Source organism: Paenibacillus sp. FSL H7-0350, from assembly GCF_038593195.1.
GTDB lineage: Bacteria > Bacillota > Bacilli > Paenibacillales > Paenibacillaceae > Paenibacillus_AQ.
Genome location: NZ_CP151972.1, coordinates 468,494 through 481,429, shown reverse-complemented (window position 1 = coordinate 481,429; position 12,936 = coordinate 468,494). Strand labels below are relative to the sequence as shown.

The following is a 12,936-nucleotide window of genomic DNA, read 5'->3' as shown; positions in this document are numbered from 1 at the left end:
ACTCTCGTATCCTCCTGGTATCTGTGTATATCTCTCTCTGGTCTTGCGTATTACGGTTAAGCCAGTATTGCCGGAATGCACTCTGCCGCTGCTTCCAGCGGTTGAATATTTCTGCAGGTCAACGCCTGCAGCAGCGCTCCCTCGAACAAGGAGACCACCACCGAAGCTTTGCGCTCTGCCGTTTCCTCCTGTACCCCCTCCCGGATCAGACGCTTCGCAATAATATCCTGCCAATCTCTGAAGACACACTGGCAAGCAGTACGAAGCTCATGGCTGACACAGGAGGTCTCCACGGCTACCCAGAAGCTGAACGGAACGAGCCCTTCAAAAGAAGATTTTTCCGCCTCATTTGCCATAGACATGATGAAATTCTGCACTGCCTGAGCCGGTGCCGCTTCACCCTCCATATAATGGCGCAATAAATGGGCTACCTCTTCACTAGTCCGGTTAATGCAGGTCAGTGCCAGCTCCTCTTTGCCGTGGGGGAAATAATAATACAAGGAACCCTTGGGCGATTCGCTGTCCTTGATGATCTGATTCAGTCCGGTAGCATGGTACCCCTGTGTAAAAAACAACCTGGAAGCCGTATCCACAATGGCTTCGCGTGCATTAGGCTTGTTCGACAAGCTCTACACTTCCTTATCTTGACGATCCAACAATTATAACAATTGGTCTACATAATAAAACCACAAAAAAACTTCCGTTGTCAATGGATAATAATTTCAAATTTTAATTTCTGTTTCTTGATCGTAGCACATAAGGATTGCTACTTCCGCGTTCTGCCGTTATAATCGAGTTAAATTATATAATTCCAATGAGAAAGGTTTGATTTACATGAATCAAACGCCTTCCGTGCAGGGAATTCCCCGGCCGCTAGTGAAGCTCAATCAGGCCTTCATTGTCATATGTGTATTACTGGCCTTGCTCACAGGTCTCCACTGGATTCTCGCCCTCCCGCTTGCCGCGGGATTATCCGGTCTAATTTTCGGATATAATCCCGTCATCAAGCTGTGCAGCCCGCTGCTGAAGAAGCCGCGCTCCGCCTATGTGCTTGAAGACCCGGAGCAGCAGCAATTCAACCAGAAGATTGCCGTCTTCAGTCTGGCGGGCGGACTGGTCAGCTTTCTCGCCGGCTGGACCATCGCGGGATATCTCTTCAGTCTGATGGTCGGAATCGCAGCAACGGTTGCCATTCTCGGCTTCTGCATCGGCTGCTTCCTTCATTATCAGTGGAGAATGTACACTCACAGACGCAAGCAGGCCGGGCTTCACAAATAATCCGGATTTCCTTCCTGCTGCATACCTCTACTCCTTGTCACAGAACAGGCCAGCCAGTCCTTGCAGCAGTAGAACACTACTGTCAAGGCTTGGCTGGCCTGAGTTCTCTCTTCTTCTATGCTTCGAATCTAAGGTGTAAACCGATCAGCGTTCCCTGCCTGCCACATCCCAGCGGTGACGGAACTTCTCCAGGCGCGGATGGACCTCTGCCGGCGCTTCGGAGAGAAGCAGACGCAGCTTGACGATCCACTCCTCGAAGGAGGAGAAGGAGGCGAAGAGATTCGCCATATCTGGAGTCAGATAGAGGAAATACGGTGCAGGATAGATATCGCTGATATGACGCAGTGCCGAATCCAGCGGGGTGTACTTCTTTCGCTTACCTTCGAGGCTCTCCACGGTGATGAAGGACTGTCCCTGCTCTTTTTTCCACTCATGCAGCCGGTCATCCCGCTTATACCAGGCCTTCACCGGCTCCTTCGTCATCCGCCGGACGGTTTCTTCATGCAGCGGGTAGAGCACTAGCTTCATGAACTTGCGGTCCACTGCCGTCTCTGCCGCCTTAAGCAGCTCCATATCCGATATATGCTCGAACGAATCATAGAAGATCAGCGTCCCCTTACGTTCATTGGCTGGCGGTTCATAGCCATAAGGCTGTTGTATGTCGCGTGTCATCATCTTACCTCCCGTGTATTACTGCCTATAGCATATCATGCTACCCGGAACGGCGTACAATTCTGCAAGTATATTATACAAGCACTGCTGCTCATTTCCCTTGGCTTCATCCGCTAACCCAGCTCTTCGCGGAACCATTCTATGGTTTCCCTAATGGCCCGCTTATACGATGTCGGATTGTACTCGGGGAACCGCATCATGAATTTATTATCATTCAGCAGAAGCGGATACTCGAATTCATATAGAAGCTCATGGAATTCGTTCGCTTCCTTATTGAACACACCGGCTACTCCGACTGCCCATGCCGGCAGCGCACAGCACTTCCCCTTGCTGCCAGCCGCTTGCTGGATGTTCATCAGGAATTGCCGCCCCTCAATAGCGCCGGAGCCGGATACATGCCACTCCCCCTGCTCGCCGCTCTCCGCCAGCAGCACGGCCGCCCTGGCCGCATCGCGGATATAGACCAGATCATGCGGGACATCCAGCTTCACCGGCCACTTAATCGTTCTGGCCTGGAGGGCTCCGCTGAAGATCGGTCCGAATAACCGGTTCGTGACATTGGGACCGTAATAATCCGGATATCGCGGAATCACGTAACGGAAGCCCCGCCGTTCAGCCTCCGTCTTCAGCAGCTCCTCCAGTTGATTCCGCAGCTTCCCCTTGCGGGTTCGTGCCTCCTTCGGATGGCGTTCATCCGCCGGAAGATATTGGAGCTTGCCGTAACCGTAAATATTGCCCGGAAATACCAGCGTCTGTCCGGTCCTAAGAAGGCGGGTTACCCGCTCCAGCGCCTCCGGCATGACAGAGTACCAATCCTGATACGGCACATTAAGACAGAAATAGACGGTTGTTACCCCATTCAGCGCTTCAGCCAGCACCTTCTCATTCATTACATCTACTGCTGCTATGGTCAGCAGCGGCCCCTTCAGCCTGCGCAGAGCCTGACTGGAACGGTGGTATGTAGCTGTCACTAGCTTGCCCCGTGACAGTAATTCTTGTGTGATAGAATGGCCCAGACCGCCATTACCCCCAATTACGAGATTCATAACATGAACGGCTCCTTATCGAACGCATGAAGACCTTAAGCAACCTGCTAACGGTTCATTCAATCTGCCCGTGATTATAATTCGCAGTATGGAAGAACCAGATCATCCAATCTTCTTCCTTAGAAGAGGAGGATATATATTCCATATATCTGCACTATTATCAGTATATCGCCTGTCAGTTACTATATTCATTGGGTTAATTTGACGATTCATGTCGATTCCGGGCTTTTATATGGACATATGGTGAATTATTGCATTTCAATAGTTTTGCATCAGTGGATTTTCTGCTCAGTTAGAATAGTCTAGTTGCGTATGCTTCTGCTTCTGATAAGCATACACAGCCGCACCCAGCGTACCCGCACGGCTGCCTAGCTCCGCCTGAACAATCCGGCACCGGCTTGCGGACAGCTTCAGCGCATGGGCATTTACAGTATCGCGGACACTATTCAGGAGACGGTCTCCTGCTGCGGCCATGCCGCCCCCGATAATAATCAGCTCCGGGTTCAGCAGATTGATCACATTCGCCAGCCCGAATCCCAGTAACTCCCCCGTCTCATGCATGACTTCAATGGCCAAGGGGTCTCCAAGATCATAAGCCTCTGAGATCATCTGCGCCGTGATCAGCTCCTGATCTTGTCCGGTCCAGGTCTGAATCAAGCTGACCCTTCCTGCCTCCAGCTTCTCCTTGAAGGTATTCACCATCCCCACCGCAGACACATACCGACCCAGGCATCCGGAGCTTCCGCAGCGGCAGGGACGTCCCTGCCGGAACATATTCATATGTCCGATTTCACCAGCGCTGAAGGTTGTCCCGTAGAGCACCTTGCCGTCATGAACCATCCCGGAGCCGAGACCAGTGCCGAGAGTGAGCAGAATTAGATGCTTATGGCCTTGTCCGGCCCCCCGCTGCCACTCCCCGTATAGATTAACCCGCACATCGTTATCTATGTATACATTGAAGTTGTAGTATGGCTTCATTTCGTTGACCACATGGACCTGCTCCCAGCCGGGAAAATTCGGTGAAAAGACCGACAGGCCCTCCTCAGGGTCGAGCAGACCAGGGATTCCCATGCCCATACAGGCAATCTGAGACTCGTTAGTCCCGCTTCCTGCACATAACTGTGTAACAGCAAGCCGGATTCGCTCCAGCACATGCGCCGGACCCTGCTGCGCTTCCGTAGGTATCGAAATCTCCTCCACTGCTGTGAAATGTTCATCGAATAGGCCTGCCTTGATATTGGTTCCGCCCAGATCGATTCCTACTATATACTTGTTCATCCTGCCTCAACCTTCTTTCTCCGATAGATTGCTGTATCTCTGCTTACCTTATTATGCGCTTTCAACTTTTAGATAAGTAGCATTTTCCTAGCATATGGATAGTACGTTTCACTTGAAAACAAACATCCTGCTGATACGGATGGATGTTAATATATTGACAAAGAGGGCTGCCCCGGCAGCCACTACTCAAGCTGCGGGACAACCCTCACTGTATAGCTATTACATTCAAGCGTCTTAAGAACCAGCGCCCTTATACCGCTTGACGCCGAAGCTCCAGGCCATCAGGCCGATGCTGAGGAAGACCACGCCGACCAGCGGGGTCAGCAGCGCCATCGTCCGCATCTCATCGCGGTGCAAGAACAAGGCTGCCGGATAGATCCCGACAAAAGCGAACGGGATAATCCAGGTAAGCAGCACCTGAATCGCCCGGTTATAGATCGTTACCGGATAACGTCCGTACGTCTGGATGTTATACATCAGCGGCAGAATGCCTGTCGGGGCATCCGAATAGAAGGACAACGAGGTCAGTGTCGTATAGATCCCCGTATAAATGGCTACTGCGCTGAGAGTCAGAAGAATCAGCATCGGCAAGGTCCACCATTCAAACGGCAGGCCCAGATTGCTGCCGCTGATCGCCATCACAACCAGCCCGATAAAGGAGCCGACCAGTGAAGGCGGGTCCACATTTTCCAGGAAGATCTGGAACAGGTTATGCGCCGGACGGGTCAGAACGCGGTCCATTTCGCCTTTGACAATATACCGTTCACTGAAGCCCCACATATTGACGAAGCAGCTGAACACGCCAAATGGCACCATGAAGAAGCCGTAGACGAACACCACTTCGTTCTGATTCCAGCCGCCCAGGCTATCGGTATGCATGAAGATGACCAGGATGAAGATAAAGTTCGTCGCCTGGAACAACAGGTCGGAGATGACCTCCACCCAGAAATCCGCGCGGTAGGTTAACCGTGTTTTCATATAATTCTTCAGATATTCAATCAATAAGCCCAGGTAGTACATAGCTCAGCTTAACCTCCCTGCACGAACAGCCGCTGACGCGCTGCGTGATTTAGCCAGACAATCGGAATGAGCAGAATCAGGAACCAGATGACCTGGATACCCAGCACATTCCAGATGCCTACCCCCTGCACCCGGCCTGTAAATACAGAGCCCGGCAGATAGGTAATTGCTTGGAAGGGAAGAACCTTAAGCACAGAAGACAACCAGTCCGGGAACAGTGTAATCGGCACAATCAGCCCCGAGAACAGATCGACGACCACACGCTTCATGCGCATCATCCCTTCATTGTTCTCCACGAAGAAGGCTGACAGGCCTGTAATAATATTAATCTGCGAGCTGATCAGGAAGCTGAAGAACAGCATGACCAGGAACCCGGCCCAAGCCGAAGGCTCCGTAGGGAGCTGCACCGGAAACAGGAGAATGGCAATCACCATGCCCGGGATCATCAGCATCATGAAGCGGAACAGGCCTTCGCCGAGGCCCTGCATCATTTTGACCAGAACATAATTATAAGGCCGGATGAACTGGATCGCGATGCTTCCGTCACGGATATCCGTGGAAATCTCCCGGTCCAGATTGTTGAAGTAGAAGGCCCGCGCCATCCAGGATACCGCCACATACGTGGTCATCTGCGCCCCGGTAAAGCCGCCGAGCGACTCGCCATTGCCATATATTGCTTTCCAGGTGAAATAGTTCACCCCGATATTAAGCGTGTAGATCAGAATCCCCGAATAGTAGTTCACCCGGTAAGCAAGCATTGTCAGGAACCGGATACGGATAAAATCAAAATAAGCGCCAAGCAGCAGCCTCCGCCCATTCTCCCCGGAACCGCCCGGAGAACCGCCGGAGGAGGGAACTGCCGTTGCCAGCTTCTCAGACATGGATAACCTCTTTCTCATCGCTGAGTGCGGCGATCCGCTCCTCCGGCTTCTCTGCCGAGCCTGACTGGTAAATACTGCGGACGATGTCATCCGTATTTGTTTCGATGATTTTGATGTCTGTGATATCGGCCTGTCCGACGACCCGGCCCAGCACATCTGATACATTCAGCTCCAGCGGAATCCAGACCTTGGCTGCCAGCTCATTCTCTGCTGTCCAGGTAACCGGCATGCCTTCCGTCCAGTCGATCAGCTGCTGCAGCTTCGTGGCCGTTCCGAACTGGAACTGCACCTCACGCCCGGTTCCCCAGCGCTGCTTCAGGTCATCCAGACCTCCGTCGTAGATAATCCGCCCGTCATCCAGCATAATCACCCGTGAACAGAGCGCTTCAATATCCTGCAGATCATGTGTCGTCAGCAGGATGGTTGTGCCATGCTCACGGTTCATGTCCTTCAGGAATTCACGGATCTCCGACTTCACGACAATGTCGAGGCCGATCGTCGGCTCATCCAGGAACAGAATGGACGGATTGTGCAGCAGTGCGGCTACCAGTTCGCAGCGCATCCGCTGGCCCAGACTCAGCTTACGGACCGGACGGTTCAGCAGATCCTGAAGCTCCAGGCGTTCTACCAGTTCATCCAGCCGTTTTTTGAAATCCTGCTCGGACACGCGGTATACCTTGCGCAGCAGCTGGAAAGACTCAATCACACCGATGTCCCACCAGAGCTGGCTGCGCTGGCCGAAGACAACGCCGATATTCTGCACGAACTTCTCGCGCTCCTCATACGGCACGAAGCCGCCGACAGTCAGACTGCCGGCGGTAGGCACAAGAATCCCGGTGAGCATCTTAATGGTTGTGGACTTTCCTGCCCCGTTCTCCCCGATGTAGCCGCAGATTTCGCCTTCGGGAATGCTGAACGAGATGTCCTTCACTGCGGTCACTTCGGAATATTGCCGTTTAAACAAATCAGCGAAGGCCCCTTTGAGGCCCTCGCGGTTTTTTTGGACTTTGAAGGTCTTGCGCAAGTCCTGCACTTGAATAGCATTCATAGGTTACCTCACTAAGCTAAGTATTGGGTTCAGTACCCCATTATAATGGAACGGATGCATATCCGTCCAGCTGCTTATTTAGCCACTCTTCCTTCAAAAAAATCCGTGCCTGCCACAGCCTCCAGATGCCCTGAACGGGCTACCTTGGTCCGCAGATACTTTTCATTGAAGGCCGATACGTCTCCCCATAACGGCACCCGCTTCACCGTATTCATTCCGGCAGCCCGGAGTGCTTCCATTTTCTTCGGGTTGTTGGTGATCAGGGTTACCGGATAGCTGCGCAGGTATTGAAGCACGCTGATCGCATCTGTGTAATCTCTGGAATCATCGGCGAACCCAAGCTCCAGATTGGCCTCCACAGTATCATACCCTTCTTCCTGAAGCAGATATGCCATTGCTTTGCTGAACAGGCCAATCCCTCTTCCTTCATGATTCGCCAGATAAAAGAGAGCCCCGGCGCCATGCTGCGCAATCATCTTCATCGACTGATGCAGCTGGAAGCCGCAATCGCAGCGCTTGCTGCCTAAGATATCCCCGGTATGGCAAATACTGTGCATTCGGATCAGCGCTTCCTCGGAATGCTCGAAATCTCCGTAGACCAGGACACTGGACTGCTGTCCATCTGCAAGCTTCATTGAGGATAAACGGCTGATGAGCAGCTCGGTAGCCTCCTTGCCTTCAGCGCGCTGAAGCTCTTCGTCCGTCACGTTCAGCCAGCTGTACCATTTGAAGGTGATCGTCTCCCCGTCCAGATTGACAGGCAGAGTAATAGGTCCGACCAATATATTCGTGGAATGTTCCATAGGAATCCGGCTTATTTTGTTCTGTAGGATAGATAGGATATCTGGGTTAATCATAAGAGCACCGTCCTAAAAGTTTGATAGTATACGCTTCTTCGATTCCATTACATACACTTGCTGGGAGTAGAGTACACTTCGTTTTAAATTTTGATATTTAATTTTCTTCATAGTAACTATTTGTAAGTTAGTTTATCATTGTAATATAACTTCGTCAAGTTATAATATATCTTTAAATATTTATAATTACTTATTGTAAGTTTATGATATAATGAATGCTGAGGTGAACCTTATGAATGATTTTGAGATGTGCCCCCGGTTTGAGAAAGCCGTGGATGTGCTGAGTAAGCGGTGGGTCGCCCTGATCGTGTTCGTCCTGATGGATGGTCCGCGCCGGTTCGGAGAAATTGAGCATTGCTTGTCCAACCTTAGCGGAAAGGTCTTGTCAGACCGGTTGAAGGAAATGGAGGCTGAGGGGATCATACAGCGTTCTGTATACCCTGAGATGCCCGTACGAATTGAGTATTCGTTAACCGATAAAGGTACGGCCCTCGCTCCCATTCTAGGAGAGATCGGTAACTGGTCAACGGACTGGATCGAGATCGGCGTGAGCAAATGATTCCCGCACGGCACGCGAAGCAGCGCCCTTGAAGCTCCTGAACAGGAACCTTCGGGGCGCTGCTTTGTTTGTTTTTTAAAGTATGCACGGCCTGATTCCTACAGATCCTTACGCTGAAAGCGCAGAAGTCCCAGCCCAAAGATAACCACAGTATAGATTACAGCGTATACGACAAAGGTATTAGACGGAAATGAATTGAAATTCATGAGACTAAGCGCCCCGCTATCCATCGACACCATACCATTCATATCCTGTAAACTGAACAGCTCGACAGTCATTCGGCGCTGCAAGGTATCTGCGGGCATAATCATCGAGATCATTCCGGTCAGATTATTCAGCACCTTCAGTCCGTCGTCCTCCAGTCTCAGCGACCCGCTAAGCTTATCTACCATCCCTCCGAGAAATCCCGCCCCGTAGAGCATCGTCATGAACACACCGTTGCCAAGCGCCGAGAATAATCCTGAACCCAGCATGGATACGGAGATTAACAAGGGAACTACAGAGGCGAACAGCAGGAATGACTTCGCAAGCACGACTGCATCTCTAGGAACATTCGCGTGGGCACTTGTAATCAGCAGAATCGCAGTGAACAGAATGAGGGCATAGATCGTTCCCAGCGTGACGAAGCCCAGCCAGCGGCCAAGATACCATTTCCAGCGCGGCAGCGGCCGGGGTAACAGAGCCTGCATGACCCCCTGCTCCGCTTCACCGGCAATCACCGAGAAGGAGCTGAAGATCGCCAGAAAGGCAATAACGAATGCGCCGAAGAAGAAGCCCAGACTCAGAATAAAAGCGCCGTTCATGTACTGCATGAACAACCCGCTGCCATTTCCCAGCGTTCCGGCCCCCTGATCGTTCATTCCCACGGTATCGGCCACGAACCAGAAGGCAATCAGGAACACCAGAGTCAGCAGGAGGGTTAGCAGCATCACTTTTTTGCGCAGCATTTCCTTCCAGGTCATTGCCAGTATGGTTCTCATTCCTTCTCCCCCCTATGACTAAGCCCGGCTACCGCATCCATGAACCAATCCTCCAGCCGTTCAGACTGGCGGTTCACCTGGTACAACGTCATTCCCTGCTCCACCATCAGCCCGTTCAGCCAGCCTGCCTGTTCCTCATGATCCAGCTCCGCCGCAAGCCATACGACGCTTGAATCTGACTCCTCCCGTGCCGGAGCATTGCCCGATTTACCCGCTGCAGGCATGGATTGCCGGATGGATAGACCCGTATGCTCATTAAGCCAGGACAGCAAAAAAGGCGTGTATCCGCCCACTTTAAAATGCCAGCTTGTCCGTTTATTCAGCATCTCCGCTACTTTGCCGTGCCGCAGGACCGCTCCGTTACTCAGCAGAGCCATCCGGTCGCACAGCACTTCAACGTCCTCAAGTAAATGAGAGTTGAGAAAAATAGTAATTCCCCGTTCCTTCAGCCGCTGCAGAATCTTCCGCACTTCCATTCTCCCGATGGGATCAAGGGCTGAGGAGGGTTCATCCAGGAACAGAATCTCCGGGTCATTCACCAGCGCACACGCAAGACCCAGCCGCTGCTGCATTCCCTTGGAATAATGCTTGACCCGGTCCCTCCCGCGCAGCCCGATGCCTACCTCCTGCAGGAGCTGAGGAATTCTCTGGTCCATGACGGATTTGGGAATCCGGCACAGCTTGGCATGAAGCCTAACCACCTCTTCACCGGTCAGCCAATCCTGGTAACGGTACAGCTCCGGCAAATAGCCAATCTTCATTTTGGCTTCCATAGAGCCCAGCGGATGGCCCAGGATGGAAGCATGGCCGCCTGTTGGTGAGATGAGTCCGACCAGCATTTTGACAAAGGTACTCTTGCCGGCACCATTGGGGCCGAGGAAGCCGAAGGCTTCCCCTTTCCCCACAGTCAAAGTAACATCCCGGCAACCGCGCCCGTTCGGATAAGCTTTGGTCAAGGCGTTCGCATCAATCGCAGGGATACTGCTCATTGTGTGATCAACTCCTGTACCTTCTGGATGAACTGCTCGCGGTCAGGATAGATATCTCCGCCGCTAAGCTGCAGGAACTGCCCCTTTTGCACCCAGACAGCCGTATAGCTGTTGCTGTTACTGAACTTCATTTCAGTAAGAATCACCGGCGTACCGGCCACCGTAATCTGTTCATCATGACTGCCCTTAATCAGCGGCATCGGCAGATCGCCGGACAAGATCCGGCTCTTCTGCAGGCTGCTTCGCAGATTGTCGGGAATCAGCGGGAAGTTCACAACCGCATCAACCGCTTCGTCCAGATCCACAGAAGGATCTACGGTAACGACAGGTGTGTTCATTTGTGACAAGGCTCCCCAGTGTTGATCGCTGCCCAGATCGTAATTCACCTGCTCGGGGATATGAAGCGTAATCGGTTTGCCGTCTACAGATGCAGGTAGCAGATTGTCCGAGCCCAGGCGTTTCAGCGCCTTATTCACTTCCTCCACCTTCAGGTTCAGTGTGATATCATAGGACCCTCTTACCTCTACAAGCTTGGCTGAATCCATACCAGACCCCTTCAGCGGCTCATAGCCCAGCATGCCTTGGATATCCTTGAGCGGAACATTCCCCTTCGCCTCACCATTAGTGATGGAGACGTCACCGAAGGCCTCAAGGGATTGTTCAATATTGCCATTACCATTCTCTGTTATCCGATAGAACATATCACGCAGATCACCTTCTTCAACAACAGTAGCCTCCTGCATCTTGAACTGGTTCAGCAAGGCTGCCATGGCTGTATTCCCTACCGGAGTAGCCAGAATTGCTGCAAAAATCGCTACGCCTGCTGCCGCTGCGGCCCACTTGCGGGTGCGGCTCATCATAGGCCGGCGTGACTTCCGCCCTGTATTTTGCACTGGCTCCGCTGCTGCAAGGTTATCCGCCGCTGCTGCAAGGTTATCCGCCGTTGCTGCCGGAAGCGCTTCCTCTGCTGCCAATTCTGTTCTATCTGATCTATCAGTCTTAGCAGCTTGTTCCTCTAGAAGGGGATCTTGCTTGCCCCATGCAGCCCACACTGGATTGACCGGCTCGTCTCCCAGCTTCTCCTGTAATCTAGCCCAGGCTTCATCTGTACTCTGGGGCTGTACCTGCCCGTTTGCTCTATTCATGGTTTCTTTCCTCCCGGATCTCATTATTCTTGCGGAATGGATTTCACCGCATGGTGTTTCAGTTTGGCTGTCGCCCGGCTTAACAGAGTTCCGACCACGGGCGGCCTTACGCCCAGCTCCCCGGCGATCTCTGCATAGCTGTAGCCCGAATACTTAAGCAGCAGGGCTTGCCGGTCCCGCTGAGGAAGATCCTCCAGCCAGCTCCGCACATCTTCCTGATCCAGCTTGCTGAGGACCACTTCTTCCCCTGTAGGAGCTGAAGCCCCTGCATCATAGAACAGCTCCTGCTTGTTGATCAGACGACGCTCTCTCACCCGCTGATTCAGATAATCATATCCGATCCGTGTAAGCACTCTATGCAGCCACGCCCCCAGAGCCGCCGGATCATCCGGCGGATTCCGGTAGAGTCTGATAAAAACCTCCTGTGCCAGATCATCAGCAGCACTCTCGTCCCTCACCAGTGCCGCCAGCTTACGCCGCACACTCGGGTAATGCTCATAAAAGATTAATTTGTATGGGTCTGATTCCGGAATATTCATTAGGTAAATCCTCCTTATCCGCTGCAGCTATAAGTAAGACGAAGGCTGGGGCTAATTTGTATCACCTTGCCTCAAGATTTCTCTCCAGCAACATCCCGATCCGCTGCGCCATTACGTCTGGAGAGAGCGGCTGTCCATTCTTGAACCACCATTCCACTACCCCAACGATCGCTGATCCCAGAAACTGGATGTCTACATTACTGATGTTGGCTGAATCCTTGCTGCTTCCACCAGACAGGCTCTTATCCTTCTCCAGCTCTCCGAGGAAGAATTCAAGAAACCGCCCGCGGAAAAACACGCTGCCTTTACTCCCCAGCAGAACAGAGAAGAACATCGAATGCTTCTCAAAATATTCAAACCACACCAATCCCATTTCGGTATATCCGGCGGCATCGTCAGAAGTTTCGCAGATTTCTCGTATATTGCCGATATGCTCTTCTATGAGCTTGTCCAGAAGATCAAATTTGTCTGTGTAGTGAAGATAAAGGGTTCTGCGGCTGACATCCGCTCTATCGGCAATGTCCTGTATTGTAATTTGATCAAAATCCTTCTCCAGCATCAGCTCAATAACAGCCTTTTTTAAGGCTTCCTGGGACTTGCGTATTCTCCGGTCGATCTTTACCACTCTGTCCTCACCAGCTTTC

At 52.2% G+C, this 12,936-nt stretch carries 15 protein-coding genes; 2 read left to right on the top strand and 13 right to left on the bottom strand.

The features are described 5' to 3' along the window. Positions 1-56: 56 nt before the first annotated feature. Positions 57-626, bottom strand: a complete 570-nt coding sequence (locus NYE24_RS02375; RefSeq protein ID WP_036694110.1) for a TetR/AcrR family transcriptional regulator — start codon at positions 624-626, stop codon at positions 57-59. A 208-nt stretch (positions 627-834) separates the two neighbouring features. Between NYE24_RS02375 and NYE24_RS02370 the strand changes: the two genes are divergently transcribed. Next, positions 835-1,278: a DUF4395 domain-containing protein gene (locus NYE24_RS02370; protein WP_341025022.1), complete on the top strand. Its 444-nt coding sequence runs from the start codon at positions 835-837 to the stop codon at positions 1,276-1,278. A 144-nt stretch (positions 1,279-1,422) separates the two neighbouring features. Here NYE24_RS02370 and NYE24_RS02365 read toward each other — a convergent pair whose 3' ends face one another. From NYE24_RS02365 to NYE24_RS02335, 7 genes are all read right to left on the bottom strand, one after another. Continuing rightward, positions 1,423-1,950: a hypothetical protein gene (locus tag NYE24_RS02365; protein ID WP_342479187.1), complete on the bottom strand. Its 528-nt coding sequence runs from the start codon at positions 1,948-1,950 to the stop codon at positions 1,423-1,425. A 113-nt stretch (positions 1,951-2,063) separates the two neighbouring features. Then, positions 2,064-2,996, bottom strand: a complete 933-nt coding sequence (locus NYE24_RS02360; RefSeq protein WP_036694116.1) for an NAD-dependent epimerase/dehydratase family protein — start codon at positions 2,994-2,996, stop codon at positions 2,064-2,066. A 288-nt stretch (positions 2,997-3,284) separates the two neighbouring features. Next, positions 3,285-4,274, bottom strand: a complete 990-nt coding sequence (locus NYE24_RS02355; protein WP_342477921.1) for an ROK family protein — start codon at positions 4,272-4,274, stop codon at positions 3,285-3,287. 234 nt (positions 4,275-4,508) lie between these two features. Next, entirely contained in the window at positions 4,509-5,294 is a 786-nt protein-coding gene (locus NYE24_RS02350; RefSeq protein ID WP_036694119.1) for an ABC-2 family transporter protein, read from the bottom strand. Between the two features lie 8 nt (positions 5,295-5,302). After that, positions 5,303-6,097 (bottom strand): ABC-2 family transporter protein, encoded by a 795-nt coding sequence (locus NYE24_RS02345; protein ID WP_036694255.1) that lies wholly within the window; start codon positions 6,095-6,097, stop codon positions 5,303-5,305. Between the two features lie 70 nt (positions 6,098-6,167). Beyond that, complete coding sequence (locus NYE24_RS02340; RefSeq protein WP_036694120.1) at positions 6,168-7,223, bottom strand: ABC transporter ATP-binding protein; 1,056 nt, start codon at positions 7,221-7,223, stop codon at positions 6,168-6,170. A 74-nt stretch (positions 7,224-7,297) separates the two neighbouring features. After that, positions 7,298-8,080: a GTP cyclohydrolase II gene (locus NYE24_RS02335; protein WP_342477920.1), complete on the bottom strand. Its 783-nt coding sequence runs from the start codon at positions 8,078-8,080 to the stop codon at positions 7,298-7,300. Between the two features lie 232 nt (positions 8,081-8,312). On the opposite strand from NYE24_RS02335, the gene NYE24_RS02330 reads away from it, so the two are divergent. Then, positions 8,313-8,639: a winged helix-turn-helix transcriptional regulator gene (locus NYE24_RS02330; RefSeq protein ID WP_036694124.1), complete on the top strand. Its 327-nt coding sequence runs from the start codon at positions 8,313-8,315 to the stop codon at positions 8,637-8,639. A gap of 98 nt (positions 8,640-8,737) precedes the next feature. Here NYE24_RS02330 and NYE24_RS02325 read toward each other — a convergent pair whose 3' ends face one another. The 5 genes from NYE24_RS02325 to NYE24_RS02305 form a co-directional block, all read right to left on the bottom strand. Continuing rightward, a complete protein-coding gene (locus NYE24_RS02325; RefSeq protein WP_076154005.1) occupies positions 8,738-9,619 on the bottom strand; it encodes an ABC transporter permease subunit in 882 nt (293 codons plus the stop codon). Next, positions 9,616-10,608 carry an ABC transporter ATP-binding protein gene (locus NYE24_RS02320; protein WP_341025010.1) on the bottom strand — a complete coding sequence of 331 codons (993 nt, stop codon included), beginning with the start codon at positions 10,606-10,608 and terminating at the stop codon, positions 9,616-9,618. The genes NYE24_RS02325 and NYE24_RS02320 overlap by 4 nt, the downstream gene beginning before the upstream one ends. Beyond that, positions 10,605-11,753, bottom strand: coding sequence for a hypothetical protein (locus tag NYE24_RS02315; RefSeq protein ID WP_342477919.1), 1,149 nt, complete (start codon positions 11,751-11,753; stop codon positions 10,605-10,607). Before NYE24_RS02315 ends, NYE24_RS02320 begins: the two co-directional genes overlap by 4 nt. Positions 11,754-11,776: 23 nt before the next feature. Then, positions 11,777-12,292 (bottom strand): sigma-70 family RNA polymerase sigma factor, encoded by a 516-nt coding sequence (locus NYE24_RS02310; RefSeq protein ID WP_342477918.1) that lies wholly within the window; start codon positions 12,290-12,292, stop codon positions 11,777-11,779. A gap of 61 nt (positions 12,293-12,353) precedes the next feature. Beyond that, positions 12,354-12,917: a TetR/AcrR family transcriptional regulator gene (locus tag NYE24_RS02305; RefSeq protein WP_342477917.1), complete on the bottom strand. Its 564-nt coding sequence runs from the start codon at positions 12,915-12,917 to the stop codon at positions 12,354-12,356. Positions 12,918-12,936: the final 19 nt, after the last annotated feature.

Coding starts and splice junctions, on each gene's coding strand:
- NYE24_RS02340 (WP_036694120.1), bottom strand. CDS start 7,223: ATGAATGCTATTCAAGTGCAGGACTTGCGCAAGACCTTCAAAGTCCAA.
- NYE24_RS02365 (WP_342479187.1), bottom strand. CDS start 1,950: ATGACACGCGACATACAACAGCCTTATGGCTATGAACCGCCAGCCAAT.
- NYE24_RS02370 (WP_341025022.1), top strand. CDS start 835: ATGAATCAAACGCCTTCCGTGCAGGGAATTCCCCGGCCGCTAGTGAAG.
- NYE24_RS02310 (WP_342477918.1), bottom strand. CDS start 12,292: ATGAATATTCCGGAATCAGACCCATACAAATTAATCTTTTATGAGCAT.
- NYE24_RS02355 (WP_342477921.1), bottom strand. CDS start 4,274: ATGAACAAGTATATAGTAGGAATCGATCTGGGCGGAACCAATATCAAG.
- NYE24_RS02335 (WP_342477920.1), bottom strand. CDS start 8,080: ATGATTAACCCAGATATCCTATCTATCCTACAGAACAAAATAAGCCGG.
- NYE24_RS02330 (WP_036694124.1), top strand. CDS start 8,313: ATGAATGATTTTGAGATGTGCCCCCGGTTTGAGAAAGCCGTGGATGTG.
- NYE24_RS02320 (WP_341025010.1), bottom strand. CDS start 10,608: ATGAGCAGTATCCCTGCGATTGATGCGAACGCCTTGACCAAAGCTTAT.
- NYE24_RS02325 (WP_076154005.1), bottom strand. CDS start 9,619: ATGAGAACCATACTGGCAATGACCTGGAAGGAAATGCTGCGCAAAAAA.
- NYE24_RS02350 (WP_036694119.1), bottom strand. CDS start 5,294: ATGTACTACCTGGGCTTATTGATTGAATATCTGAAGAATTATATGAAA.
- NYE24_RS02360 (WP_036694116.1), bottom strand. CDS start 2,996: ATGAATCTCGTAATTGGGGGTAATGGCGGTCTGGGCCATTCTATCACA.
- NYE24_RS02315 (WP_342477919.1), bottom strand. CDS start 11,753: ATGAATAGAGCAAACGGGCAGGTACAGCCCCAGAGTACAGATGAAGCC.